This is a genomic window from Pseudoalteromonas sp. PAR1 (assembly GCF_947311895.1).
In the GTDB taxonomy this organism is placed as follows: domain Bacteria; phylum Pseudomonadota; class Gammaproteobacteria; order Enterobacterales; family Alteromonadaceae; genus Pseudoalteromonas; species Pseudoalteromonas lipolytica_C.
Genome location: NZ_CAMZMY010000017.1, coordinates 44,394 through 70,170, shown reverse-complemented (window position 1 = coordinate 70,170; position 25,777 = coordinate 44,394). Strand labels below are relative to the sequence as shown.

The following is a 25,777-nucleotide window of genomic DNA, read 5'->3' as shown; positions in this document are numbered from 1 at the left end:
ACTTTTTGTTATGATACGTCGTGTTCTCCTTTTGGGGAGAACACTGGTACAGTTTTAAAGCAATTTAAAAATCTTTGCAATAATTATTCTTTAAATCTATTATTTTAAAATATAAACTATTCCAAGTCGTCAACCCGCTTATTTACATCTAATAAGCTGATTTTAAGTGATTTATTTATGCATCAACATATTGAGAAACTGTATTTAAGCGCAAAAAAAGAAAAAAAATTAATTATTGGTCTGATGAGTGGTACCTCGTTAGATGGTCTTGATATCGCACTGTGTGAAGTATCAGGGCAGGGTATGAACACCCATGTAGAAGTATTAAAGTTTACCACCGTCGATTATGACGATGATTATAAAACGCGTGTAAAACGAGTATTTGCCAAACGCGAGTGCGACCTTGAAGAAGTCACTTTACTCAATCCATGGATTGGCCAGTTACATGGTGAAATGGTCGCAAAAACGTTAGCCTCTTGGGGGGTCGAAAATGAGCAGATAGATGTGATTGCCAGTCATGGTCAAACAATTTATCACTGCCCTAAAAACCAACATAAGCGCCCAGAATATGGCAATGCAACGCTACAAATTGGCGATAGCGATCATCTTGCAGTGACTGCTGGCATTACCACCATAGGTGATTTTAGACAAAAACACATAGCAGCGGGTGGTGAAGGTGCACCGCTTGCTGTATATGGTGATTATTTGTACTTCACAAGTACCAGTGAAAACCGCATATTGTTAAACATGGGCGGCATTGCAAACTTAACCTACTTGCCAAAATCGGCTGATCCACGAGCGGTTTTTAGCTCTGATATTGGCCCAGGTAATACCATTATGGATGCCTATGTACAGCGTTACTTTGCACCCCTTCATTATGATAAAGATGCCGCTATTGCAACAAAAGGCGCGGTAAATGAAGCTTTACTCACTGCGCTGTGTGATGATGCATTTTTTGGTTTAGGGTTTCCAAAAACCACCGGGCCAGAAGTGTTCAATCTAGACTATTTAGCAGCGGCACAAGCACGTTCAAATACGCAAGCGTTATCGCACTTAGATGTTATGGCAACTTTAGTGCAGTTTTCAGGAGTTATGATTGCTAAAGCAATTAACCAATGCAGTGAAGGCTTAACTGATGTGGCTGTATACGCCAGTGGTGGTGGGGTTCATAATCCATTATTAATGGAGATTATTTTGGCTCATTGCCCAGAGCTTACTGTAATAAATAACACTGATTCGTTAGGTATAAATCCAGATGCAAAAGAGGCTGTGTTATTTGCGATTTTAGCGAACGAATGTTTGTCGGGTGGGCAACAACGCTTTGGTAATACCGAGCAAGGGATCCCCGATATTACCATGGGTAAAATTAGCTTTGCTGACTAGGCCCTAAAAAAAAGCTAAAAAGGTTGCGCCAATATTGCTGATGTAACGGCGTAGACCTTGGTTTTTAGCTTGCTCGCTAGTTAAAAGCTCTGCTGATGTGCTTGCAGCAATGCTAACATCGAATTGGGCGCTGTCTTTAAGTGTTGCATGCATGCCATGCAGCATTAATTGCAGCACAAATTCGCCACTGTGCGTGACATTTTCTAAAGTAAGGCTGATCACGTGCTGTTCTAAATCGTGTTGTGTTAACGTGTACGCAGTAAAATAGGCAGACTCGCGGGCATCAGGGCGTGTTGCACTAATAGAGATCACATCACCTTCGTGAGCATCGTCAGGTAGCACACAACAAAATACAACACGCTTTTGCTCATTGGCAGCAAAATGCAATTGTTCATATTCCATAGTGTGCGCAAGCGCTGCACATAAAGGGTCTTCATTAGAGGGGAGTGCAAACGAAAGTTGCACCAAGGCACTGTCCATTACTTGTTCATTACATTAGGTGATTAAATTAGCGCCAATTATGAATTAATTAAATTACAGATTTATGACTATTGTCATATTACGTATTATTTATCGTAAAATCAGAACAAAGTTGAATGTTTAATTTGTTTGTTAAAACCTAAGTCTATTTATTTGATTGTTGTTGAACTCCTACAAAAGTTAAGAGTAAACAGTATTTCGCCCCCCTTCTTTTGCCTTATAAAGGTGTAAATCGACCCTTTTCGCGGCCTGCTCCGTTGTTTCGTTAGGTGCAATTTCAATGACACCCAGACTAACAGTAGCGCTTATTGATAATGAGGTATGCTCCTTTTCGGCAACAGAAAGCCTAATACGCTCAGCAATCTCCTGTGCATTTTCTAAAGATTGATTCTCAAGCACAATTAAAAACTCTTCGCCACCAACACGACCTACCCGGTCAGAGCAACGGACTGTGTGCACAATCGTATTGACTATGGATATGATTAATTCATCACCTATATCGTGACCGTATTGATCATTGACCGCTTTGAAATAATCAATATCGATAGAAATCAAAGAGCTGACTTGTTTATTGAGTTTGTTTTGCTGCATGACACTTCGTTTTAAATTTAGAATAGCTCTTCGATTTGGTATGCCGGTAAGCTCATCTTTTAAAGCGAGTATTTCAAAATACTTTTTCTGGCGAACTTGTTTGAAGGTATAAATAGCGAATAGCAGTAAACATAAGCAAGTTATCATCACCGTTAAGCCTTGCCAAAATGACTTATCTTCTGCTACTGCTAAAAGCTTTTGTTGTAGCTTTGACTCATGTTCTAAACGAGTAATTTCACGGTTTTGTTGCTCATAGTTAAAGTTTAATCTGGCAGAAATAAGCATGTTATTTGCTAAAGCCTGCTGTTTTTTATTTATTAAATCGATTAATTGCCGCTGAGATGTTATTTGTAAGAAAGTATCTCCTGTTGCAGCGGCAAGCTGTGAGGTTAAATTTAAATAGCGCTCCTGTAAGCTCTCGGGCCAAGATTGTTGTTGCCCGGCTATCTTCTCATGAGATGTAACGGCTGCTTGCAACTGAGCTGTAGCCAAGTACCATTCTGATTTAGTGAAGTTGTAAAGAGTCAAAATCCAACTGTCATCAACAGAAAGTGTTTTTAGCTCAGTTAGATATGGCTCTGCCTGAGATAACCTGTTTAAATTTATATTGAGTTCTGTCAGCTTTATTAATATGTAAGCATAGCCATTATCACTTTCGAAACGACGAACATCTTTTTTAATCGACTCGTATAATTCAACCGCCTTTATTAAGTCGCCTTTTTCTTCATAAGCATACGCGAGTAAATCGAGTACCTTGTATTGCTCTTGCTCATTAAATTTCGATAGCGCTAACTTAGCACGCTGCAATTGTTCAATTGCAAGTTCATAGTTGTACAACGCTATGTGAATATCGGCGATTTCTTTTAATGCGAGTGCTTTTTCGTAGTCGTTACCTGCTTTTTCAAATAACTGATAAGCTGTTTTTGCAGAGTCGAATGCCTCTTGATAGTTGCCTTTAGCTAACTGAATTCGGTTAAGTACAATGTGAGCAGTAGCGATGGTTGATAATTGCTTAGGGGAGGTTGTTTTTTCTACTGATGTAGTGTTGATTATAGGCTTTAAGTGCTCAAGAGCTGTTTGATAATCACCTTGTGTATACTCTTGGTTTGCTTCACAGACAGCAAGCTCATGTTTTAAGGTAATATTATTTGCTTTTTGGATGATTGGCTTGGCTGTTTCTAGAAAATGTTTATATTCACTAAGCCCGCTAGGAGTAGATGTATTAGAAAACCAACATTTAAATGCCATTACATGCGCATCATCTTGCACATCTGCATAAGGCATTTGCTGCTCTAATCTAGCTAAAATTTCGACAGATTCAGAATATGTTGTATTACCGTGAAGAACACGGTTGATTTCACTCTGAACATCATTTGCAGCCACATTGGTTGCAAATAGCAATATGCACAATATCCTTATCATCTGAGCATTACTCCATACAGCTACTCTGATACCAATCAATGATATTTTTTTATAATTGCAGCTAGCTTAGCATAATGAAATTGTTGCTTATAAGATTTTATGTTGAAAAAATATAAATAATTTAATGCTTTAATCTGTTTTGATTTTCTTTCAAGCTTGAAAGTGGCTCAACTGAAAATTATGTAATTTTTTACCCAAATGGTATGGTTTTCAAAATAGTTTTGATCAAAAGGATTTATTTTTTCATGTTAAACAAAATATTACTTTGTAGTGCTTTTTTATTTTCTGTTACAGCACTGGCTGAAAGACCAGACTATTTTAATGATGAAATAGATAAAGAGTATCGCGCGGTATTAAAGCACATGGATGAAATGATGCCGCAAACCGATTTAGAGCTTGCCTACTTACCCTCTTTTTATCCGTTTAGCATCTTTGATATTCATGCCACTAAATTTAAAAATGACAAAGATAAGCAAGCGTTCACTAACTTTAACTTAGGAGTGCTTGGTAGCCAGTTTTTAAATGTTAAAGAGCAAGTTGGAACAAAACTTCCAAATTTAGTTATTTGTAAAAAAGAAAAGTGTACTGAACAAAGACTTAAGTTAATTCGGTCATTTTTAGATGTATCGGAGGCAGAGATTTTGGCATTTAAAAATAGCCAAACTTTAAAACTTGTCCAGCAATCTGCGCCGCACGTGTACCGTGTTAACAATACTTTTTATTCTCCCACCCAATTAATAAGCTATACACCATCAAGATATGCTGGGTTTGTACCCTCTGCCGATTATAAAATTCTAAGCCCTGATGCAGAGCCAAACTTGATGGAGCTATCAGCTGATACACAAGAACTCAGAGATTTAATGGTTGAGTATAAGGTTGCAGCTATTACAAAAGATGAGTATGACAGCGTCAATGTGATCTTTGGTGGCCTTAGCGATAATCATTGGGGAGTAGTCCTTTTAGACAAATACACTATACCTAAAAGCGGTGATAGAAATGCTTTTGGTCTAGAGTACGACATAATAAAACCACTCTCTAAAACAAGCTTTTATTACCAAACAAATTAAAATTACTTTACCAATAAGCTGATGAATTAATTGGAATACACAATGAGGATGTTTGAAAATAGCCAATTAAAGCATTCTCATTTTGTGTTTAAAAGTTTCACTTAGCAGTCTTTAGTAGGAAGAACCAGCAAACTTAAAATACAGCAACGAGTAACTGCGTTTGTTCAAGGCAATATAAAGGTCATTTCAAAAGTTAGTCATCTGATAAAGGTAAAGCATTTTTATCAGCGTAGTGATGGCAAAGCATCTATATTTTGGACACATCAAACCGGCAATGTTTGGCTAGATTAATGAAGAGCTTGCCATTTAATTGCGTGTATACAATAAAATGATCCACGTCACTGCTACAGCAAGAAATGGCAGTAACTTGATTAGTAACAGCCTGATAAAACTTTTTTTATCAGGCTATCACTCAGGTATCAACAAATATGGTACTCACCCTGCGGTTTGCTGCTTGATACAAAATACTCAAGTTCTGATTTTAGTACTTCAATAATATCTGATGTAAAAGGGGTTCTTATTTCACCTGAATCTAGGTATCTGAGTAAATCGATTTCGTATCTAAGTGCAGACTCAATTGAGTAACTAATTGGGTAAGTTATTTTAAACTGTTTCTGGGAGCATAACTTATCGCTGCTGTTTATGTTCACATAGAAAGTTAGTTGTTCATCTTCTTCATGAAGATCACTGCAGCTACCTTGCTCACGTATGCAATTTAAAACAATATTTTTAATGAAAATATCAAATTCGTTCATTGTTGTTCCTTTAACTAAATCCCACTCCATGGTCCAAATGAATTTAGCAAAAAGATGCTAGGTTATCCAGTCAGGCTTACTTCTTTATTATTATTTTATTGAGGGTTTAGAAAATAAGTATTGCTAAATAATGGCTTAAGTTTTTAGTAGTGGGTTATTTGCTTAAAGAATTTCTTTTTTAAAAGTTAGATTGATAGTTGGGCGTTAGAACAGGTTTGTTTATTTTGCAGATGATTAACAAGTATTGAGTAGTTACTTTAATCGAGTTGCTGTAAATGAGGTGCGAAGGCTAGATGTAAACTATTAAGTGGCTATTTTAATAACCACTTAATAGAAAAATAATCGCTAAAAGGTCCAGTTTATGCCTAAGTAGTAGCGACGGCCATTAGTCCACTCATTAACAAATATCTTATCTAAATGATTTTGGTAATAAGGTTTTAACTCTTCAACAGGAATACCACTTGCTTGCGATAAAATGGCAAAGGCCTCTTCTCCTGAGACAGAAGACTCAACAATATTGTTGCCATTTTCATCTTTAGCAACAACGCGATTGCCTGTTGCGACACCATCTTCGCCAATTTCGTCGATCCATTTCATTTTATTAATAACTGGGTCATTAACAATTTGTGATGTTTTTATGTATTGCACAACATTTTCATTGGTTAAGTTTGTTACTGCAAAGCTTGCTACTAAATTGTCTAGGATTTGATAGGTCGCTTTGAAGTCGAGTTGTTGGCGCGCATCAGTGTAACGAATACCGTCTGTAAAGCTGGCATTAGCGAATTCACTTCGATAGTTATATGACAACCGTGCCGAAAAAGTGTCATTTTCAAAATAAATAGATGCATTGAGGGTGTCTTGTGACTGTCCAAACATAGGTTCTGTTTGGCTAACTGTTTGAGTATTAAAACCAGTAACTTCAAAGTACTCACGTTGAGACGGATCACTCAAATGAGTTTCTGTATCAGTCATATCAGCGATTTCATATGAAAAGGTTGAGGTGTTGAACTTTTGGTCCGGCACATCTGTATAAGTGTAATTAATTAAGCCACCAAAACCATTACCAAAATCATGTTGTAACTGAAATTCAAGCCCTTTTACTTTTTGCTCACCTGTATTGAAGTAAGAACTAACAACGTAGTCTCCGTATATTGAGTAACCGTTATCATCTGTTTTCCCTTCATCCCCTAGGTAACTTAAGTCTTGAACTTGAGATGATGATCGCACCATATCTTTAATATCTTTTTGAAAGGCTGTAATGGCAAAAATAGATGACTCAGCAAAGTACCATTCTACGCCTACTTCAGAGTTGACTGATGAATATGAACCTAAGTTTGGATTACCAACCGATCCTCGGCGCTGCGAATCCATTGGTAGGCGCTCAGCATCTCCATTTGGGGTTAAATCTTGCTGTCTACCGTCAGTGTAGAATCGGTAGCGTTCGGTTACTAAGCTAAAGTTACTTCTGAGCTGAGTAAGGCTCGGATGAGAAATATTCTTTGACGCGGCGGCTCTTAGAACAAGATCGTCAGCAAGGTCATAAGCAATATTAAAACTTGGTAAATAGTCTTTAGTACTACTTTTTTGCACAAGCGGCGAATACTGATTAAAACCAGCAAGACCCGCGACATAATTTGGATCGGTTTCATCAATAGGGTATGAAAGAAGCTGACCATTTTCATCTTTTGCCACTTCATTACCGACAGATTCTCGTTGTGTGTCGACTACGCGAATACCTACATTACCTCTGAATTTTTCACCACTGAAGTTTGCCATTGCATAATAGGCTAGTAATTCTTCAGTTACTTTATAGGCTGATCCTGCCGATTCAGTTAAACCAGAACGACAGCCATAATAGTTTTCAGGGTTTGCTGAGTTTGCGATTGCATCTACACAAGCACCTTCATTCGGTGTGCCTTCTGAATTGAGTAATAAAAAGTGATCATTGAGCAACGAGTCACGTTTTGCTTGGTCGATATCAAAATATTCATTAGGTATATCATGACCCGCAGAGTCTAAGCCAGATACTGTACCACCTACAATTTGCTCTGCTAGAATGAGAGGAAAATCACTTGATTCATTTGCATAGCCATGAAAACGCGCTCCTTCTGTATAGTAGCGCTGTGTACGTTCTATATCGCGATACTTAGCGCCAAATTTGATGCTATCAATATAAAAGTCATTCTCGAAAGACCACGTAATATCTCCTTGCAGAAAATCTTCGGTGTTTTCACGGTAGCGAGCAGAGTTATTTAAGCCACCCGTTAGTAAATAAAACTCGTTAGTAGGCGCAAGCAAGAAGTTTTTAGCGCGCTGTTGTGCATCGATAAGCGCTTGCCCTGTTAGTGATGGGTCAGCCTCAAGCCCCCAATATACTTTGCCGGTATCGGGGTTATATCCATACCCTAAATTGACCCCTTCATAAGTTGGGATTTTTAAAGATGCATCGTCACCTGAGTAAAGCGTTTCGTAATCCCCATAACGACTGGCAAGTGTGGTTCCACGATCGAGTACGGTACTCTCTGCTTCTGTGTGACCAGCTTGAAACTTCATTACAAAGTCATCGTGTTCAAAATCAACAGTAAGATGGTAGCGATTTTGTTCAGTTTCGGTGCCACTTCTATCGTTTGAGTCGCGACGGATCATTTCGCCCCATCGAATATCGCCATCGTAATAGTTGTTACCATCCCAGACCATGCCTGCACCGCGAACTAAATTTGTGCCATCAATAGGGTAGGTTGCTGATAAAACAATATCGCGTTCAGGATCCATCACGAGTCGGGGATCGATGCCAGGCACTTCGTTGCTATACAGCAGTTGTACAATACGGTGTGGTTGAGCATATAAATTGTCATTTTTATTATCTCGATCAGATTTATTCTGATTTATCTCTAGGTTTAAACTTAAGTTATCAATAGGTGCCCATTGAAAGTTTAAAGTTGTATCTAGGCGGCTTTCATCGGTTGAGAAAGCTGGCGCGTAGACCATGTTACCTAATGTTCTAGCAGGAGTTTGACCTAACCCTGCTTCTCTTCTGCTACCCCAAAAAAGCCCCCATACTGGGTCAATATAAGTTGGGTCTATCACTTCATCTAGTTGCCCCCAATTTTGTGTATAGTTGTTCCATACACCAGAGTTACTGGGATCTTCTGTTGGCCAATAAGCACCATTATTTGCGACTGCTTCTAAGTCACCGTAGGTATAACCATTTAACGCCATGTGACGTGTAATGATTAGGGCATGATTGTTCATATGGCGCAGATTGATATCGCTGCTGGCACATGCTTCTGTTGGACACTCTATTGCATCTGTTTGTGCAAAGCCTGTGCTGATCGCGCCTTCATTACCAGCAATACCATCTGATTCAAAACCGGTACGAAATGCCTTGCGTTGTTGATGACTTACGCTAATTGAAGCGCCAAACTTTTTATTTTCAGAGACAAAATTATAGGCTGTTGATACTTGTGGTGAATACTTCTTTGAAGAGTCGTTATACTCTGATTCAACATTAAAATACCCATAGCCATCTTCTTGTTCCAAAGGTTTTTTAGTATGTAATATGACGGTGCCGCCAATACCACCGGCATCAAGGTCGGCACGAGCTGATTTATGGACTTCAATTTTAGAAACACGCTCTGCTGGAATATTTGAAAAATCAAAGGCATTACTTTCTGATTGGCCTGGTAAATAGGATGCTGATTTGGCTGATTGACCATTAACTAGGGTATTGGTTAGTTCGGGTGACGTGCCACGAATAGACACTTTCGAGCCTTCACCAAATTGTCGCTCAATTTGTACCCCAGCCACACGTTGCAACGCTTCAGCCATATTTTTATCAGGGTTTTTGGCAATATCTTCTGTATTAATAGAATCAACAATAACATCTGAATATCGTTTATTATTCAAGTTCTCACGCAAAGATGAGCGAATACCTGTTACTTGAATAACTTCGATTTCTTCATCTTTGAGATTTTTTTCTGAATTTTTATTTGTGGGTAAGTCCTTTTTCACCTCTTGTGAAAAGGTTGGCATTGACATACTTGCAGTCAATAGCATTGCTGACTGAACTGCAATGGTCATTTTAGATAAGCGAAGAGCTTTCATTTTGCACCTTTCAAATTTGTTATTATTTTAATCTGACTCGTTGTTACTGAGCATTAATAGCGAAACTAAGACCCTTAAAGGATCTTACTTTTTAATTACCAGTGACCGAAATACAACACCTATACAGTCGCTGCTTAAATTAAAATAGTACAAATATAGAACAGATCAAGAATATTTTATTATTTATTTGATGTTTTTGAATTTTCTTTTGTTTTGTACCTAAAAGCATTTAACTTTTTGTATTTAATTGGGTTTTTTCGTTTTGGGGACGAGGTGGTTTTTCTGGTGTTTATATATACATGATCAATTAAAACAATTGGTTGAGCTTTTTTGGTGTCTTTTCTTTGAATATTTTATTCTTTATTTTCTTGTTTTTTATCCGCTGATATTGCTGTGCTGCGGCTTTAAACTGTCATTCACTTAATCAGTTATTTTGTTTTTCGTTAATAGGCACACTGATAATCCAAATGGGTTTTATGCAGCAAGGTTTTGTAATGAAAAATGAGATAAAGCAACACATCGGCAGTGTTGTACTGGTGGTAAATGATTACGATGAAGCCATAGCCTTCTACACCGAAAAGTTACAATTTACATTGATTGAAGATACCGATTTAGGCGAGGGAAAACGGTGGGTTTTAGTCTCGCCACCGGGTTCTAATGGTACACACCTGCTACTTGCAAAAGCCAGTAATCAACAGCAAATGCACGCTGTTGGTAATCAAACCGGTGGTCGAGTATTTTTGTTTTTACACAGCAATGACTTTTGGCGTGATTACAACAGCATGAAAAGTAAAGGTGTTGTATTTAATGAATCACCAAGAGAAGAGCCTTACGGCACTGTGGTGGTGTTTCAGGATTTATATGGCAACAAATGGGACTTGCTTGAGCTTAAACACCCTAAAGGTTAACAGTGGCGCTAGGGATTAAGTTCTCGGGCGCGCGAAATACGTTTCACGCTTACGTATAATCCGGCTCTATTCTAAATTTAAAATTTGACGGGCTAAAGCCCGACCTACAAGGTCGTCATTTATGGCGACAAGGGATGAGGTAGGTGCACACCTCGATCCTCGTACCTCGTAACTTTCACCTTTCCCCTAGTAACTCGCTAACATACTCTCGTAAAAATAAAACCATAAACGCGATGTGAAATCGCTGCTACAGAATCAGGTCCATTTCAAATTTAAAATTTGACGGGCTAAAGCCCGACCTACAAGGTCGTCATTTATGGCGACAAGGGATGAGGTAGAAGCGCATCTCGCATCTCGCATCTCGCTCCTCGTAACTTTCCCCTTTCCCCTAGTAACTCGCTAGCTTTTTCCCTAGAAACTCGCTAACTTACTCTCGTAAAAATAAAACCATAAACGCGATGTGAAATCGCTGCTACAGAATCAGGTCCATTTCAAATTTAAAATCTGGCGGGCTAAAGCCCGACCTACAATGTAGGTCGTCATTTATGGCGACAAGGCTCGAGGGAGATGCGCACCTCGCACCTCGATCCTCGCAACTTCCCCCTTTCCCTAGTAACTCGCAACTACTCCTAGAGCTAGAGCCTAGCCGCTAGAATCTCCCCCCTCACAATCTCTGCGCCTTTACTTAGCGCACTGAGCTTGGCGCTTGCTATGTTGCGAGGGAGGGGAGCCATACCGCAGTTTGTGCATGGGTAAAGCTTGTCGGCATCAACATATTTAAGCGCTTCACGTAATGTGTGCGCTACCTCGTCAGGGGTTTCAATTTTATTGCTTGCTACATCAATGGCACCAACCATCACTTTTTTGCCGCGTATCAGTGCTAATAGCTCAATGGGTACGCGAGAGTTGTGACACTCCAGCGAAATAATATCGATATTCGACTTTTGAAGTTTTGGGAATACTTCTTCGTATTGACGCCATTCATTGCCCAGTGTTTGTTTCCAATCAGTGTTGGCTTTAATGCCGTAGCCGTAGCAAATGTGCACGGCGGTTTCGCACTTTAAGCCTTCGATTGCTCTTTCTAGGCACTTAATGCCCCAGTCATTAACATCATCGAAGAACACATTAAACGCAGGCTCATCAAATTGAATAATATCAACACCCGCGGCTTCGAGCTCTTTTGCCTCTTGATTGAGTATTTTGGCAAATTCCCACGCCAGTTGTTCACGGCTTTGATAGTGCGCGTCGTACAAGGTGTCGATCATGGTCATAGGCCCTGGCAGCGCCCATTTTATAGGTTGCTTGGTCTGCGAACGTAAAAACTTGGCGTCTTCAACAAACACTGGTTTGCTGCGTGATACCGGGCCAATCACACTCGGAACACTTGCTTCGTAGCGATTACGAATGGTTACGGTTTTACGGTTTTCAAAGTCAACGCCATTTAAGTGTTCGATAAAGGTGGTCACAAAGTGCTGGCGAGTTTGCTCGCCGTCGCTCACGATATCAACGCCAGCTTGTTGTTGCTCTTGTAAGGCAACGCGTAGTGCGTCTTGTTTGCCGTCGGTAAGCTCTGCACCTTGTAACTTCCAAGGTGACCATAAGGTTTCAGGTTCAGCAAGCCAAGCAGGTTTTGGTAAACTGCCTGCTGTAGATGTCGGTAATAACTTTTTCATTTTTACTCTCATTAAATAGTGTAGTTAGCAGACCACTTCTCAAGTACTGATTGATAAGGCTTAATAAAGTGTTGTTCAGTAAATTTACCTTGTGCAACAGCCAGTTGGCTGCGCTCTTCACGGTCGTAAACGATTTGCGTGATAGAGTGATCGTTGTTTCTTAAATTTGGTTGATAGCAACTACCCGCCACGGCATTGGCGTTATAAATTTCTGGACGGTAGATTTTCTGAAATGTTTCCATGGTGCTAATCGTACTGATCAACTCTAAGTTGGTGTAATCATTCAGCAGGTCACCAAAGAAATAAAACGCCAGCGGAGCAACCGTGTTTGGTGGCATAAAATAGCGCACCTGTAAGCCCATTTTTTTAAAGTATTGCTCGGTTAATGACGACTCATTCGGTTGATACTCAACACCTAAAATCGGATGTTGGTTTTCAGTGCGATGATAGGTTTTATTATCAGAAACGCTTAAACAAATAACAGGAGGTTTTTTAAAGTGTTGTTTATAGGTTTCTGAATTTATGAAGCTTTTAAAAAGTTTGCCATGAAGATCACCAAAGTTATCTGGAATAGTAAACTCTGTTTTGTTTTTATTATGGTCAAGCAATAGCACGCTAAAGTCGTAATCACGTACATACGATGAAAAGTTATTACCAACAATTCCTTCGATACGTTCATTAGTTTGGTGATCAATGATGTTGGTTTTTAATACCTCAATAGATGGGAAAGCTTCAGCGCTCCCCGCAATTTCTAAATCAACCGAAATGATTTCAAGCTCTACTGAATAGCGGTTGCCTTGCGGGTTATCCCAATTTGCTAGTGCATTAAAGCGGCTATCAATCATTTTTAATGCATTACGCAAATTTTGTTGACGGCTTGCGCCTCGTGCCAAGTTAGCAAAGTTAGTTGTAATACGCGTGCTGTTAGATGGGTGATAGTTTTCGTCTAGCTTTAAACTTTTAACTGTATATTTAAAATCGTTGTTCATAGCAATGTGTCCATATTTCCTGAGATAAATGATTGCTGCTCACCTTCCTTAAATCGCTAGGTCATTAACTTTGAGGTGGCTTGGGTATCAATTTATACGTGCTCAGTATCATGAAGAAAAACGTTTTTATTTCAGGTAAAACATGAGGCAGATTCATAAATATTTACTGTTTTAGTAAAACTTTTAGGAACGGATAGTGAAAAAATGCTTTTAAGTCATTTTGGACGTCTAGATTTCTAAATTAATTTATTGGAGTTGCAGTAATTTCATATAAAACGTGAGTAATATTCACTACTTAACAGGACTTTTGAGAGTAACCCCGTACTTTATTGTTGTTATACTCGGTTCCCTAAATCAACAACACAGACAAATACAATGAACGAATTAATCGTGCTTATTATTGCTTGCGCCGTACTTGGCAGCGGGGTTGGCTTTTTAGCGGGGCTATTAGGAATTGGCGGCGGTTTGGTGATTGTGCCCATATTAAGCATGATCTTGCTGCACTTTCAGGTGTTACCTGCTGAGCAAGTTGTGCTGGTGGCGATTGCTACATCGCTTGCCTCAATTCTGTTTACTTCAACCTCATCAGCTATTGCCCACCACAAAAATGGTAATGTGCCTTGGCAATTGGCTCCGTGGGTGATGACAGGGGTTGCATTAGGCGCACTTATCAGTGGTTTTTTGGCTTCACTATTACCCGCAAATGTGGTGCGAATTGTATTCGCTGTGAGTGTGGTGCTTATTGCACTAAAAATGATTTTAGGCAGTAAAAATGATAGCCAATCAACACGAACGCTACCTAATAAAGGCCTTTTGACACTATATACAAGCATCACGGGGGGTCTCTCTGCCATGATAGGTATTGGCGGTGGTGCGGTACTTGTGCCGTTACTGACGTTTTTCTCGGTCGATATGAAAAAAGCTATTGGCTGTGCTTCGGCGTGCGGTATTGTCATTGCGCTATTTGGCTCAGTGGGTTACATCAGTTATGGCAGTCAGTACTTTACATTAAAAGAAGGCTTTGCTGGTTTTGTTTATTTGCCTGCCTTGTTTGGCATTGTGTGTACTTCGTGGTTTACCGCGCCATTAGGTGCAGAAGCAACGCATCATTTACCTGTCTCTACCATCAAAAAAATCTTTGCAGGGCTATTGGTAATTATGGCTGTGAATATGCTTATAAAGTAGTTTTAACGATTAAATCTACTTTGCGATTTATTTAAAGTTAGCAGTGCTCTTTAAACCAACACTCAAAGAACTCTATAAACGCTTTCACTTGCCGAGGTTGAAATTGCCTGCTTGGATATATCACCTGTAGGCCGACACTTTTTTTATCGCTGTGGTTAAATCCTCGAACATACTCATCCAGCACCAAAGTAAGGTCGCCTGTTTTGAGATCATTTTTGATATCAATGTATGATTTTAAGGCTATGCCATGGCCTTGATTTGCCCAGCGTCTAATCACCTCACCGTCTGAGCATGAAAGGTGGGGAGCTACTTTGATAGAAAAGTGCGTGTTATCTATCTCAAAATGCCAGTCATTTAGTGGTTGTCCGAGTCGCTCAAGTACAAGGCAACGATGTTTTTTTAAAGCTTCGGGATGCCTTGGCAAGCCAAACGATTCTATATAGCTAGGTGAGGCGCAAAGAACTCGGCGGTTATTACATAGCGGGCGGCTAATTAAGTTACTATCAGGCAAATTGCCGAATCTAAATGCCAGATCAATACCTTCCTCAACAATATTGGTAACCCCATCTGTCAGTACTAAATGCGGTTTAACATTTGGGTGGTTATTGATGAATTCTGCTAATGCAGGTGCAACAAACTGGCGACCAAAGTCAGATGTTGCAGAGAGTTTCAGCTGGCCTCTTAGGCGTTGTTGCGACTCTTGAAGTATGTTTTCTGTGTTTTCGACTTCTGCTAATACTCTTAAACAGCCACTATAAAAACGTTCACCTGCATCTGTTAAGGCAATACTGCGCGTATTACGTGTTAACAATCGCGTATCGTAATTTTGCTCAATTTTATTAATTCGTGCTGTCATGCTTGCAGGCGAAAGCCCCAATTTTCTTCCCGCAGCGGCTAAACCTCCCGCTTTTACAACGTGAACAAAAAGCGCCATATCATCAATTTTTGACATTATTCTTCAGTTTTAATGAATACTGATTTAACTTTAAGGTTAATTATCAATTTAGTCAAAATAGTTAAACTCATTTCATCACTTGAAGGAGATAGAAATGCAGTTTAACCACGCTCTGCTTTTAGCAACAAACATCCAGCACATGGCTCAGTTTTTAGAGTCTTCGTTAGGCCTTAAAAAGGGGCCAAGGCCAGCATTTGATTTTGATGGTGTTTGGTTATATGACGACTTGGATACGCCATGCATTCATATAGCAGCTAAGTTTGGGATAAATGAATCGCAGTCTGATTACTTAACCCAAGCTTCGGTATCAACAAATGTAAAGGGCTTATCAACAGTTGACCACCTTGCTTTTTTTGCAACTGATTATCCAGAAGTTAAAGCACGGCTAGAAGCAACTTCAATACCATTCGTTGAGCGGGAAGTGCCGGCAGCGAATGAGCATCAAGTGTTTATTCAAGGGCCTGATGGCTTAAAAATAGAAATTTTATTTACACGCAGTGAGCTTATTTAAAAGGTACACATATGAAAAGTAGAGTATTTAATAAAGGCCAAATTGGTCATCATAAAACCGCAAATAAAATAGTGATGGCTCCTATGACCCGTTCACGTACGGCTCAACCTGGCGATATTCCGACAAGTTTAATGGCAGAATATTATGCGCAGCGAGCCAGTGCAGGTTTTATTGTATCAGAGGCAACGCAAATTTCAGCACAAGGAAAGGGCTACTCATTTACTCCCGGGATTTACACTGAAGAGCAAATCAACGGATGGCGCAAAGTAACGCAGGCTGTTCATCAGCAAAATGGACTCATTTTTTCTCAGCTGTGGCATGTTGGCAGAATGTCGCATAGCGTCTTTCATCCAGACGGCTTGCCGGTTGCGCCAAGTGCTATTGCTCCAAATGCGCAAGTGTGGGTGGTTGATGAAAATGGCGAAGGGAATATGCTTGATTGCCCTACACCACGAGAATTATCGACCAGTGAAATTAAGAGCATTGTTCAAGACTATAAACAAGCTGCTTTGAATGCGATTGCAGCAGGGTTTGATGGTGTTGAGGTACATGCAGGCAATGGCTATTTAATAGATCAATTTCTAAGGCAAACATCAAACAAACGTACCGATGAATACGGCGGTAATATTGAAAATAGAGCAAAGTTCGCGCTGCAAATCATTACCGGCATTAGCCAAGCTATCGGCCCTGAAAGAGCGGCTATTCGATTAGCACCTTTCATTACACAAAGAGGCATGGATGATCCGCAAGCAATCGATGCCATTTTATATTTAGCTAAAAAGTTTGATGAACTCGGCATTGCTTATCTGCATTTAGCAGAAGCTGATTGGGATGATGCTCCCATCGTAACAGATGAGTTTAGAGTTAAATTGCGTGAAAGCTTTGGTGGCAAAATAGTGGTTGCAGGAAATTACACATTAACAAAGGCCGATAAACTAATTGCTGAAGGCTTAGTTGACTATGTTGCGTTTGGCAGAAAGTTTATTGCAAACCCAGATTTACCTTATCGCTTAGAGCACAATTTACCTCTAAATGAAATATCAGATCCTACTACTTTATTTGGTGGTGATGAGCGCGGTTACACAGACTACACAGCATACCAAGGGAATAAATGATGAAATTTTTAAAGCCAATTTTAATTGCTTCTGGGGTTGTTTTTAGTTGCTTAGGTGTAGTGCAAGCGAAGGGAGCAACACCTGCATTTTGGCCTGATGATGCTCAACTTGTGATCTCTATTTCGATGCAGTTTGAGGCAACAGCGCAAGACCCATCAGATCCTGGCCCGTTTCCACCGCAAGAGCTGGGTTATCCTGACACTATTTCGCCTTCTTGGTACCAGTATGGCATGAATGAAGGCATACCTAGACTGCTAGACTTATGGGATAAGCATCAAATTAAAGTAACCTCTCATATGGTTGGCCGAGCTGTTGAATTAAATCCTGAATTAGCAAAAGAAGTCGTTCGGCGCGGGCATGAAGCATCAGGGCACGGACAAACATGGACCCCTCAATACTCTATGAGTGAAGAGCAAGAGCGACAGTCATACATAAAAAGTGCAAATATCATTGAAAAAGTAACAGGGCAACGGCCTGTGGGGTTTAACGCTTTTTGGATGAGGCACTCAAAAAACACACTCAAAATCCTTAAAGAATTAGGTTTTATTTATCATATAGACGATTTATCTCGTGATGAGCCATCGCTAACCCCCGTTGGAAGTGACGACATTGTTGTTGTTCCATACACTTATAGAAACAACGATATAGTTCGCTACACTGGCAGCACAGCCATGACTGGTAAAGCGTATTTACAAGAGCTTAAGGACGAGTTTGATGTGCTCTACGAAGAGGGCAAACAACGCAGAAGAATGATGTCTATCAGTGCTCACGATAGATTAGCGGGCACTCCAGCCAGAGTGAAAGCGTTGGATGACTTTATAACCTATGCAAAGCAGCACAAGAGGGTTAAGTTTATGCGTAAAGATGACATAGCAAAATGGATTTTACGCCAAGACAATGTGCCAAAAAACTCACCCCGAACTTTTGAAAAGGATTCGTTATGAAATACACGGTAACCTTTATTGCATTCCTTTTATCTGGCTGTGCCTCTCAGCAGCAAATGGGTGAGTTTGAGGATGTAGTGACCGCAGAACATCACTGCCCAGGGGAAATAGATCGAAGCTATAACACCACGATTTATAGCTCAGACGAACCAGAAAAAATTGGCAAAACTGAAGTCACTACGCGTTGCACTCCAGTTAAAACAGAAACTGAATTTGAAAGAGACTTAAGGGAGCATCAGTAACTTCTTAAAAGTCCTCAAAATAAGTTTGCTAAGGCTGCAACTATTAAAGCAGCCTTTTAAAAAATCACCCAAGCCTAAGTAAGTAAATAGCCAGATAAACCATCATTACCTCTCTTATAACTCTCACTAAGAGTCAGCATTAAACTAATAAATAACTTGCGTACTTTATATAACAAAAATATTATATAACCAAATTGTTATGGAGTGAGTCGTGAAAGTTCTCTTTTTATGTACAGAAAATTCAGCCCGATCAATTATGGCTGAAGCGTTGCTTAAACATCATGGTAAAGGTGAGTTTGAGGTGTTTAGTGCGGGTACCGAACCTTATGCGGTAGACCCTCGTACGCTTGCGGCGATTGAACATTTTGGCTTAAAAACCGATGACTTACACTCAAAGCACTTAAACGATGTCAGTAATCTGCATTTTGATTACGTCATTACCCTATGTGATGACGCTGTAAAAGAATGCGCTAATCGTGTCGATGGCAGCCATTGCCTTGCATGGGACTTTATTGATCCTAAAACGCGTCCTGAACCTCACGCCTTTGAAAAAACCTTGCAAGAGCTCAATGAGCGAATTAAACAGTTTGTGCAATCCCATAACAAAGAAAAACCAGCATCGATTTCACCAACTACATTTTATAAAGCCCTTGCAGATGATATTCGTTTAAAAAGCTTATTGCTCATCGCCGTTGAGCAAGAGGTTTGCGTATGCGAACTAATGACGGCACTTAATGAGCAGAGCCAGCCAAAGGTTTCAAGGCATTTAGCACAGCTTAAAAAACAAGGCATTTTGTCGGATAGAAAACACCAGCAGTGGGTGTTTTACTCTTTAAACCCGACTCTACCTATGTGGATGAAACAAGCAATTACCTCGACTGTGGTAAACGAACCAAATTTCATAGAAAACGAGTTAGCAAGGCTAAATGCGATGGGCGATGATCGCCCAACTCGTGTGGCGCGCTGTTGCAATTAAACAAAACGGTTTGCTGTTAACTGTCGGCAAACCCGGTAAAACAAGTTAGACAATTTTAAAAAGTAGGAGCTTAACAATGGCAATTAAAGTAGGCATTAATGGTTTTGGCCGCATGGGGCGTTTATCGCTAAGAGCAGCGTTTGCATGGGACGACGTTGAGTTTGTGCAAATTAATGACCCTGCGGGTGATGCAGCTACATTAGCTCACTTACTAAAGTATGATTCGGTACACGGTATTTGGTCTCATGAGGTTGAAAGTAACGACAACGCTGTGATCATCGATGGTCACGTAATTAACGTCACACAAAATAAAGCGATTGCAGACACTGATTGGTCTGGTTGCGATATTGTTATTGAAGCCTCTGGCGTGATGAAAGAAAAGTCACTACTTCAGGCATATATTGACCAAGGTGTGAAGAAAGTCGTTGTTACTGCCCCTGTAAAAGAAGACGGTGTGCTTAATATAGTGATGGGTGTAAACGATGATTTATACGATGTAAATCAGCATGATATTGTTACAGCAGCATCGTGCACTACCAACTGTTTAGCGCCTGTGGTTAAAGTATTGCAAGAAAAAATTGGTATCAAACATGGTTCAATGACCACTATTCACGATATTACTAACACGCAAACTATCTTAGATGCGCCGCATAAAGATTTGCGCCGTGCTCGCGCATGCGGCATGAGCTTAATTCCAACTACAACCGGCTCTGCAACGGCGATCACACATATTTTCCCTGAACTTAAAGGCAAATTAAACGGCCACGCGGTTCGTGTTCCTTTAGCAAACGCATCAATCACTGACTGTGTGTTTGAAGTAACAAAGCCAACCACCGCTGAGCAAATTAACCAATGGATGCAAGAAGCCGCAGAGGGCGAGCTAAAAGGCATTTTAGGCTATGAAGAAAAGCCACTTGTTTCTATCGATTACAAAACTGATCCACGCTCAAGCATTGTTGATGCGCTATCAACCATGGTTGTCAACGAGACTCAAGTTAAGCTGTATGTTTGGTACGATAACGAATGGGGTTATGCAAACCGCACCGCCGAACTTGCCCGTAAAGTTGCGCGATCACTACAAGGTTAAAAGAAATGACGCGTTTGGCTAATCTTCCCGCTGATATAAAGCAGTACTTAATTGTCACCGGGAATTACTGGGCATTTACGCTAACAGATGGCGCATTGAGAATGTTGGTGGTACTGCATTTTCATGCGCTTGGCTACTCGCCTTTGAGTATTGCCATGCTGTTTTTGTTTTATGAGATTTTTGGTGTTGTCACTAACTTAGTGGGCGGCTATTTAGGCGCAAGGCTTGGTTTAAACAAAACCATGAATATTGGCCTTGCCATACAGGTTGCAGCCTTGTTCATGTTGGCAGTCCCCGCTGAATGGCTGAGTGTTGCCTATGTGATGTTAGCGCAGGCTCTGTCGGGCATTGCAAAAGATCTCAATAAAATGAGTGCTAAAAGCTCAATTAAAATGCTGGTTGCCAGTGGCCAAGAAGGCACCTTGTTTAAATGGGTAGCGATACTAACAGGCTCTAAAAACGCCTTAAAAGGTGTGGGCTTCTTTTTAGGTGGTTTACTACTGACATTAATGTCGTTTAAAGGTGCAATGCTAACCATGGCTGCCACTTTGCTGGTGGTGTGGTGTTTTAGTCTTTATGCACTTAAAAATGATTTAGGTAAAGCCAAAAACAAACCTAAGTTTAACGAGATATTTTCAAAAAGCATTTCAATCAATATCTTGTCAGCCGCGAGGTTGTTTTTGTTTGGTGCGCGTGATGTTTGGTTTGTAGTTGCACTACCGGTGTTTTTATCACAAGCCTTTGATTGGGACCACTGGACCGTGGGTGCCTTCTTAGCGAGTTGGGTTATTGGCTATGGGGCTGTGCAATCTTTTGCACCTAAAATTATTAAGCTTAATAAGCAAACATCACCAAGTGCAGAAACAGTTAAGTGGGCATCATTGCTTGCTTTAGTCACCTTAGTCATTGCCCTTGCTATTGGCTTTGACTGGGCTGTAAAACCAATGCTGATAGGCGGGTTGATGTTATTTGGCGTGTTATTCGCAATTAACTCATCTTTGCACAGCTACTTAATTGTTAGCATGGCTGACGCCGATGGCGTATCACTTGATGTCGGGTTTTACTATATGGCCAATGCCATGGGTCGCTTAATTGGTACTGTGTTGTCGGGCTTAGTGTTTCAGGTGTATGGCTTAACAGCCTGTTTAGCTATCTCACTGTTATTTATTGTTATTACTGCTTTTATTTCGACTAAATTGCCAAAACAAATTTAGTTAAATCTAAACACGCCCTATAAAGGTAAGCATGCTTTATTGCTTACCTTTATTCATGCATAGCATCAGAAATAACAAAATCAGTCACCTTCAGGCTTGAAAAGCTCTTCGAGCATTGGCTGTGGGTTGTTTAAAAATGCCTTTGTAATTTGGTAATGCTCAGTATCCTCATAATTTATTTGTTCAATACCTTGTGCTCCCACTTGGTAGATTCTTGCGCGTGGGTACGCCATTAAAATCGGTGAGTGTGTGGCAATAATGAACTGAGAGTTCTGTTCAATTAGTTGAAACATGCGACTTAAAACAGCCAACTGCCTAGCAGGAGAAAGGGCAGCCTCAGGCTCATCTAAAATGTAAAGCCCATTGCCGATGAAGCGGTTTACCATAAGCGCTAAAAACGATTCGCCATGTGATTGGTGATGAAGGGATGTACCACCATAGGCATTTATCAGCTTAGCTCCTCCAGAAAATCCCGAATCCAAGTCATCAATATTTGATGCAACGTTATAAAAGCTTGCAGCTCGCAAGAAAAAACCATCTTTGTATCTCTTAAACGATTTTGAGAGTAGCAAGTATTTATGAAGTTCTGAATGAGATTGCTGAGTTTGAAAGTTAAAGTTTTTAGAACCACCTTCGGCGTTAAAACCTAAGGCTATAGCAATTGCTTCTAAAAGAGTCGATTTTCCTGAACCATTTTCACCTACAAATATTGTGACATGTTTGAAAAGTCTATTTCAAAGAGCTGATTAACAGCAGGAATAGAGAATGGATATGTATCAAAAGAGAAAACGTGCTCTCGTTTGAGTGTCACCTTTTGAAGATACGGTAATGCTTCCATACACAATATTCCTAATAAAGGCCTAAAATAAGCAGCAAAAAAAGACAAAATGCCCACTGATTCAAAACGAGCAAATGCTAGAACTGCTGGTTTCTTAGGTTTAATTATAAGCCTCAAGTGCAAATAGTTTATATACCTGAAAAGCGAAACCGCAGTTAAGTTTCGCTTTCATCCTTGTTTTCTTGTAACTTACTTAGCAACAAAAATGAAAAGTAGGTTGTTATGTCTAGGTATGCTTTTATTAGGCAAGGAATAAAGCCATTTCTAATTGCAGTACTGTTGTTCGTTATTTATAAATTTTTTTCACGAGAAGCTGCAATCTTTGCAACCAATTCAGAATCTTCAAATGATATAAAAACTACGCAGCAAGTTGTGGCACAAGTAAGCATGCCTGCTATCAAGCTTGAAACGAGTTTGTTAGCTGATGAATCAGATGAGCAAGGAAGTGAAGTTAATGACAGCCGTGAACTTATTATCAAAAAACCACCAAATTGGCGTTTTGATGGTGTGCTTATTGAACATTTTACAGAGCTAAAGCAACGTGCTCAGCAAGGTGATGCTGAGGCTAACTACCTCATCGGGCTAAATCTTAAGTATTGTTTTAATGCGCCTTTAGATGAACAGGCCCTTGAAGTAAAGTTGGCTGAAATCTATGAGTTTAGTGATGCTGGCGATATACAAAGCCGTGTTTTAGATAAATATGAGTATTGCCAAGGATTAGATTTAGCAACGCGGCGTTCTTTTTACAGTTATTTGGCAGAGGCTGCAGAAAATGGCTCCGCTTATGCGCAGCAAACGTTTGCTGGGCTAACGCCCGAATTTTACATGAAGTCGCAATTTCCTGAGAAGTTGTCACGTGCAGAGTTCATCAAAAATCGTGATAGTTTTAAAGAGCGTAAAACCGTATTTTTAGAGCAAGCAGCGAAGCAGGGTAGTGAACAAGCGCTGATGAGTTTAGCGAGCATGTATTACAGCGAACAAGTTGGTGAGCATAGTGCAGCAAAAGCCTACGCAATAAATCGACTAATTATGGAAATCACGCAAAATAACGATGTGTATAATCGTTATGCGTGGTTTGAGCAAAGACAATACCCGACACTTTCAGATGAAGAGCTAAGTATCGCGAACAATTTTTTTGAACAATGGCTTTTGCAAATAAATAAAAATGGTACGTTATATCTAAAGCACTGAGTACCCAAAGAATTAATAACCCAAAGCAAGGATGGCAATGATGTTTGAACCAAACTATGCAAGTTACACTCTTGAAGAGTTGTTAGATTGTAAAGCGAATATAGACGCACATGCATGGCCCGAACGTCTAAAAGACATCGAAAATGCGTTGAGTGTTTATGCCAGTCAATCTGCTGAGCACGAAAAACAGTACAAACAAGCGGTGTTTGATGCTTATTGCGAGACGCTACGCCACGATCTAACCATCAGTATCGACGATAATATTCTTTGGTTTTTAAGACCGTTTTCCAAGCAAGCTAAAGATATTACCCCCAGTACGTTTGCTGGCGAAGTTTGCCCACTTTGCAAAGGAAATCTTAGTGCAACCACATGGGCTGCTGGCTGGCAGTTGAGCTGCGAACATTGTGAAGTAACGGGGATTGTTGTTGAAAAGTTTGGCTATTAAAAAAGTTAGCTTATTGAAATTGCTGCGTAATTATTCACAGCAATATATAACAATTTTATAATGTTATCAGGCTTTTTTAACAAACTTAGCAGTTACCATCATTTCACCTACGCCATCAACTTTACAGTCTAGTTCGTGGTCTTTTTTATCTAACACGCGGCGGATCACGGCTTTGGTACCAATTTTAATTACTTGTGAGCTGCCTTTAATTTTTAAATCTTTCGCAACAGTCACTTTGTCGCCATCGACCAATAAGGTGCCGTTAGCATCTCTTACATCGATCACATCATCGTTATTAACAGCATTTGGATCCCACTCATGAGCGCACTCTGGGCATACTAAGTTGTTTTGATCTTCATATACGTATTCAGAATTACATTTTGGACAAGGAGGAAAAGACATAAAAACACCTTGGTTAATTTTAAAAGCGTATTTTAATGGCTAAGAGCAAACTAAGCGAGCATAAGGCTTATATTTTATGGCTCAGACGTTTCAAGTGTTTTGGTAATAGAGAATATTCCTCTTAAATCACCAAGCCGATAGCCTGTGGCTAAATCATGGGGGTAATGCTCACTAAGCACTTGCTTTATTTCTGGAGCAATCGTTTGACCATGACAATTGAGGCAAACTGGCGCGACTTTTATCGCTTTAGCAAAGCGGAATTGGCCATCTTTATTGGTCGAGAAAGTCACATTATCAATGCTTTCTGAGTTTCTGATCATATCAACTAGCTGGGCGATTTTCTCAGCTTCCCAGTCATCTGGTTTATTGTTCGGATTTCGGTTTTTAGTGCTTTTACGTGCCACAGTCCAACCATCGGTTGATAAGCTTTCGGCAATAGCAGGGGCTTGCATTTTGCACACGTTAATACCTTCAACTAAACCGCCTTGTTTTATAGCGGCTCCTAGTGCTGATTTGAGCGTAGTGGCAAATTCAGTTGCTCGCTCAGCTGCTTGGGTTTCTAGGGTAGCAGAATTCGTTTCGGCATAAAGGTTAGGTGAAAGCAATAGAGTGCAAAGCGCTATCGTTCTTAAAGTATGCATTGTAAGGCCTTATATTAGATATATCTAATATAGTAGTTCGCATTTACTCTACATGCCAATTTATGCTGCAAAAAAACAGGATTCACGCTAATAGCATGCTGGAGTGTTGCTGTTAAATTGGTTATGGTGAGAAAAATATTCAGAGAACAAAATATGAAAAAATTAGTTTATATCGCTTTATTGTTATTTTCTGTTTTTACATTTGCAAGCTCAGGTCCCTATAGTGGAGATATCAGCGTTGCAGACTTACTTAAAGACTATCCTGCTTTTAGTGAAGAATATAATGATTACTCACCCAGTGAAGAAGAGCTAAGTACTATAAGAGCACTGCAAGGTAAGCAAGTGTTAGTGTTTTTAGGCACTTGGTGCCATGACTCTAAACGTGAAGTCCCTCGTTTTTTAAAACTTATTGATACAGCGAATGTGCAATTAGGATCCCTTAAATTGGTGGCTGTAGGCTACGATAAGCTTGATCCTGCCGGTTTAGCAAAGCAGCACGATTTACTGTATACGCCAACCATTATCGTTAGCGATGGCGAAAAAGAGCTCGCGCGCATGATAGAAAAACCAAAGCAAAGTATTGCTGCTGATTTAACTTTGCAAAACTAGATCTCAAGCTAGCAGTACCAGATCGCCTGATGCAATATAGCCAAAGTGAT

General features: G+C 40.0%; 24 protein-coding genes and 1 pseudogene. 14 read left to right on the top strand and 11 right to left on the bottom strand.

Features of this window, described 5'->3' with window-relative positions:
* Positions 1-177: 177 nt before the first annotated feature.
* Positions 178-1,383 (top strand): anhydro-N-acetylmuramic acid kinase, encoded by a 1,206-nt coding sequence (locus QL229_RS14525; RefSeq protein ID WP_138558182.1) that lies wholly within the window; start codon positions 178-180, stop codon positions 1,381-1,383.
* Between the two features lie 3 nt (positions 1,384-1,386).
* On the opposite strand, the gene QL229_RS14520 is transcribed toward QL229_RS14525, so the two are convergent.
* Both QL229_RS14520 and QL229_RS14515 read right to left on the bottom strand, forming a co-directional pair.
* On the bottom strand, positions 1,387-1,863 hold the full coding sequence (locus QL229_RS14520; protein ID WP_135926760.1) for a hypothetical protein: 477 nt from the start codon (positions 1,861-1,863) through the stop codon (positions 1,387-1,389).
* Positions 1,864-2,043: 180 nt separating this feature from the next.
* Complete coding sequence (locus QL229_RS14515) at positions 2,044-3,855, bottom strand: diguanylate cyclase (RefSeq protein ID WP_281547104.1); 1,812 nt, start codon at positions 3,853-3,855, stop codon at positions 2,044-2,046.
* A 242-nt stretch (positions 3,856-4,097) separates the two neighbouring features.
* On the opposite strand from QL229_RS14515, the gene QL229_RS14510 reads away from it, so the two are divergent.
* Positions 4,098-4,943, top strand: coding sequence for a hypothetical protein (locus QL229_RS14510; RefSeq protein WP_249930236.1), 846 nt, complete (start codon positions 4,098-4,100; stop codon positions 4,941-4,943).
* Positions 4,944-5,362: 419 nt separating this feature from the next.
* Here QL229_RS14510 and QL229_RS14505 read toward each other — a convergent pair whose 3' ends face one another.
* Together QL229_RS14505 and QL229_RS14500 are read right to left on the bottom strand one after the other, a co-directional pair.
* A complete protein-coding gene (locus tag QL229_RS14505) occupies positions 5,363-5,698 on the bottom strand; it encodes a hypothetical protein (protein ID WP_138558180.1) in 336 nt (111 codons plus the stop codon).
* A gap of 345 nt (positions 5,699-6,043) precedes the next feature.
* The gene (locus QL229_RS14500; RefSeq protein ID WP_199527478.1) at positions 6,044-9,802 is read right to left on the bottom strand and encodes a TonB-dependent receptor; all 3,759 of its coding nucleotides are present in this window, start codon (positions 9,800-9,802) and stop codon (positions 6,044-6,046) included.
* 494 nt (positions 9,803-10,296) lie between these two features.
* Between QL229_RS14500 and QL229_RS14495 the strand changes: the two genes are divergently transcribed.
* Positions 10,297-10,710 carry a VOC family protein gene (locus QL229_RS14495; RefSeq protein ID WP_138558178.1) on the top strand — a complete coding sequence of 138 codons (414 nt, stop codon included), beginning with the start codon at positions 10,297-10,299 and terminating at the stop codon, positions 10,708-10,710.
* A gap of 635 nt (positions 10,711-11,345) precedes the next feature.
* Here QL229_RS14495 and QL229_RS14490 read toward each other — a convergent pair.
* Both QL229_RS14490 and QL229_RS14485 read right to left on the bottom strand, forming a co-directional pair.
* Positions 11,346-12,383, bottom strand: a complete 1,038-nt coding sequence (locus tag QL229_RS14490) for a methionine synthase (RefSeq protein WP_138558277.1) — start codon at positions 12,381-12,383, stop codon at positions 11,346-11,348.
* Between the two features lie 11 nt (positions 12,384-12,394).
* Positions 12,395-13,372 (bottom strand): DUF1852 domain-containing protein, encoded by a 978-nt coding sequence (locus tag QL229_RS14485; RefSeq protein ID WP_138558276.1) that lies wholly within the window; start codon positions 13,370-13,372, stop codon positions 12,395-12,397.
* A gap of 375 nt (positions 13,373-13,747) precedes the next feature.
* Here QL229_RS14485 and QL229_RS14480 point away from each other — a divergent pair, with 375 nt between their 5' ends.
* On the top strand, positions 13,748-14,557 hold the full coding sequence (locus QL229_RS14480) for a sulfite exporter TauE/SafE family protein (protein WP_281547103.1): 810 nt from the start codon (positions 13,748-13,750) through the stop codon (positions 14,555-14,557).
* Between the two features lie 37 nt (positions 14,558-14,594).
* On the opposite strand, the gene QL229_RS14475 is transcribed toward QL229_RS14480, so the two are convergent.
* Positions 14,595-15,509 (bottom strand): LysR family transcriptional regulator, encoded by a 915-nt coding sequence (locus tag QL229_RS14475; RefSeq protein ID WP_171040443.1) that lies wholly within the window; start codon positions 15,507-15,509, stop codon positions 14,595-14,597.
* Positions 15,510-15,606: 97 nt separating this feature from the next.
* Between QL229_RS14475 and QL229_RS14470 the strand changes: the two genes are divergently transcribed.
* The 7 genes from QL229_RS14470 to arsJ all read left to right on the top strand — a co-directional run bounded on the left by QL229_RS14470 (position 15,607) and on the right by arsJ (position 21,601).
* On the top strand, positions 15,607-16,023 hold the full coding sequence (locus QL229_RS14470) for a lactoylglutathione lyase (protein WP_138558273.1): 417 nt from the start codon (positions 15,607-15,609) through the stop codon (positions 16,021-16,023).
* Positions 16,024-16,034: 11 nt separating this feature from the next.
* Entirely contained in the window at positions 16,035-17,138 is a 1,104-nt protein-coding gene (locus QL229_RS14465) for an alkene reductase (RefSeq protein ID WP_138558272.1), read from the top strand.
* Positions 17,135-18,082 carry a polysaccharide deacetylase family protein gene (locus tag QL229_RS14460; protein WP_138558271.1) on the top strand — a complete coding sequence of 316 codons (948 nt, stop codon included), beginning with the start codon at positions 17,135-17,137 and terminating at the stop codon, positions 18,080-18,082. The genes QL229_RS14465 and QL229_RS14460 overlap by 4 nt, the downstream gene beginning before the upstream one ends.
* Positions 18,079-18,324, top strand: a complete 246-nt coding sequence (locus QL229_RS14455) for a hypothetical protein (RefSeq protein WP_135926772.1) — start codon at positions 18,079-18,081, stop codon at positions 18,322-18,324. The genes QL229_RS14460 and QL229_RS14455 overlap by 4 nt, the downstream gene beginning before the upstream one ends.
* 211 nt (positions 18,325-18,535) lie before the next feature.
* Entirely contained in the window at positions 18,536-19,300 is a 765-nt protein-coding gene (locus QL229_RS14450) for a metalloregulator ArsR/SmtB family transcription factor (RefSeq protein WP_138558270.1), read from the top strand.
* Positions 19,301-19,376: 76 nt separating this feature from the next.
* The gene (locus tag QL229_RS14445) at positions 19,377-20,387 is read left to right on the top strand and encodes an ArsJ-associated glyceraldehyde-3-phosphate dehydrogenase (RefSeq protein WP_138558269.1); all 1,011 of its coding nucleotides are present in this window, start codon (positions 19,377-19,379) and stop codon (positions 20,385-20,387) included.
* Positions 20,388-20,392: 5 nt separating this feature from the next.
* Entirely contained in the window at positions 20,393-21,601 is a 1,209-nt protein-coding gene (gene arsJ / locus QL229_RS14440; RefSeq protein WP_138558268.1) for an organoarsenical effux MFS transporter ArsJ, read from the top strand.
* An 80-nt stretch (positions 21,602-21,681) separates the two neighbouring features.
* On the opposite strand, the gene QL229_RS14435 is transcribed toward arsJ, so the two are convergent.
* Both QL229_RS14435 and QL229_RS14430 read right to left on the bottom strand, forming a co-directional pair.
* A complete protein-coding gene (locus QL229_RS14435; protein ID WP_249930240.1) occupies positions 21,682-22,128 on the bottom strand; it encodes an AAA family ATPase in 447 nt (148 codons plus the stop codon).
* Positions 22,129-22,258: 130 nt separating this feature from the next.
* Positions 22,259-22,311 (bottom strand): annotated as a pseudogene (locus QL229_RS14430) (AAA family ATPase); the annotation flags it as partial.
* Positions 22,312-22,661: 350 nt separating this feature from the next.
* Here QL229_RS14430 and QL229_RS14425 point away from each other — a divergent pair.
* The gene (locus tag QL229_RS14425) at positions 22,662-23,630 is read left to right on the top strand and encodes a hypothetical protein (protein WP_138558267.1); all 969 of its coding nucleotides are present in this window, start codon (positions 22,662-22,664) and stop codon (positions 23,628-23,630) included.
* 37 nt (positions 23,631-23,667) lie between these two features.
* Complete coding sequence (locus QL229_RS14420; RefSeq protein WP_138558266.1) at positions 23,668-24,075, top strand: hypothetical protein; 408 nt, start codon at positions 23,668-23,670, stop codon at positions 24,073-24,075.
* Positions 24,076-24,141: 66 nt separating this feature from the next.
* Here the strand turns inward: QL229_RS14420 and QL229_RS14415 are convergent, their stop codons facing one another.
* Both QL229_RS14415 and QL229_RS14410 read right to left on the bottom strand, forming a co-directional pair.
* On the bottom strand, positions 24,142-24,477 hold the full coding sequence (locus tag QL229_RS14415; protein WP_135926777.1) for a zinc ribbon domain-containing protein YjdM: 336 nt from the start codon (positions 24,475-24,477) through the stop codon (positions 24,142-24,144).
* A 74-nt stretch (positions 24,478-24,551) separates the two neighbouring features.
* Positions 24,552-25,118: a DUF3365 domain-containing protein gene (locus tag QL229_RS14410; protein WP_138558265.1), complete on the bottom strand. Its 567-nt coding sequence runs from the start codon at positions 25,116-25,118 to the stop codon at positions 24,552-24,554.
* 153 nt (positions 25,119-25,271) lie between these two features.
* On the opposite strand from QL229_RS14410, the gene QL229_RS14405 reads away from it, so the two are divergent.
* Complete coding sequence (locus QL229_RS14405) at positions 25,272-25,727, top strand: thioredoxin (protein ID WP_138558264.1); 456 nt, start codon at positions 25,272-25,274, stop codon at positions 25,725-25,727.
* Positions 25,728-25,777 lie beyond the last annotated feature (50 nt).

Excerpts from the sequence above, each read along its gene's own strand:
- QL229_RS14465 (WP_138558272.1), top strand. The coding sequence starts at position 16,035 with ATGAAAAGTAGAGTATTTAATAAAGGCCAAATTGGTCATCATAAAACC.
- QL229_RS14415 (WP_135926777.1), bottom strand. The coding sequence starts at position 24,477 with ATGTCTTTTCCTCCTTGTCCAAAATGTAATTCTGAATACGTATATGAA.
- QL229_RS14525 (WP_138558182.1), top strand. The coding sequence starts at position 178 with ATGCATCAACATATTGAGAAACTGTATTTAAGCGCAAAAAAAGAAAAA.
- QL229_RS14405 (WP_138558264.1), top strand. The coding sequence starts at position 25,272 with ATGAAAAAATTAGTTTATATCGCTTTATTGTTATTTTCTGTTTTTACA.
- QL229_RS14445 (WP_138558269.1), top strand. The coding sequence starts at position 19,377 with ATGGCAATTAAAGTAGGCATTAATGGTTTTGGCCGCATGGGGCGTTTA.
- QL229_RS14425 (WP_138558267.1), top strand. The coding sequence starts at position 22,662 with ATGTCTAGGTATGCTTTTATTAGGCAAGGAATAAAGCCATTTCTAATT.
- QL229_RS14410 (WP_138558265.1), bottom strand. The coding sequence starts at position 25,118 with ATGCATACTTTAAGAACGATAGCGCTTTGCACTCTATTGCTTTCACCT.
- QL229_RS14480 (WP_281547103.1), top strand. The coding sequence starts at position 13,748 with ATGAACGAATTAATCGTGCTTATTATTGCTTGCGCCGTACTTGGCAGC.
- QL229_RS14520 (WP_135926760.1), bottom strand. The coding sequence starts at position 1,863 with ATGGACAGTGCCTTGGTGCAACTTTCGTTTGCACTCCCCTCTAATGAA.
- QL229_RS14505 (WP_138558180.1), bottom strand. The coding sequence starts at position 5,698 with ATGAACGAATTTGATATTTTCATTAAAAATATTGTTTTAAATTGCATA.
- QL229_RS14455 (WP_135926772.1), top strand. The coding sequence starts at position 18,079 with ATGAAATACACGGTAACCTTTATTGCATTCCTTTTATCTGGCTGTGCC.
- QL229_RS14490 (WP_138558277.1), bottom strand. The coding sequence starts at position 12,383 with ATGAAAAAGTTATTACCGACATCTACAGCAGGCAGTTTACCAAAACCT.
- arsJ (WP_138558268.1), top strand. The coding sequence starts at position 20,393 with ATGACGCGTTTGGCTAATCTTCCCGCTGATATAAAGCAGTACTTAATT.
- QL229_RS14470 (WP_138558273.1), top strand. The coding sequence starts at position 15,607 with ATGCAGTTTAACCACGCTCTGCTTTTAGCAACAAACATCCAGCACATG.
- QL229_RS14485 (WP_138558276.1), bottom strand. The coding sequence starts at position 13,372 with ATGAACAACGATTTTAAATATACAGTTAAAAGTTTAAAGCTAGACGAA.
- QL229_RS14420 (WP_138558266.1), top strand. The coding sequence starts at position 23,668 with ATGATGTTTGAACCAAACTATGCAAGTTACACTCTTGAAGAGTTGTTA.
- QL229_RS14475 (WP_171040443.1), bottom strand. The coding sequence starts at position 15,509 with ATGTCAAAAATTGATGATATGGCGCTTTTTGTTCACGTTGTAAAAGCG.
- QL229_RS14495 (WP_138558178.1), top strand. The coding sequence starts at position 10,297 with ATGAAAAATGAGATAAAGCAACACATCGGCAGTGTTGTACTGGTGGTA.
- QL229_RS14460 (WP_138558271.1), top strand. The coding sequence starts at position 17,135 with ATGATGAAATTTTTAAAGCCAATTTTAATTGCTTCTGGGGTTGTTTTT.
- QL229_RS14500 (WP_199527478.1), bottom strand. The coding sequence starts at position 9,802 with ATGAAAGCTCTTCGCTTATCTAAAATGACCATTGCAGTTCAGTCAGCA.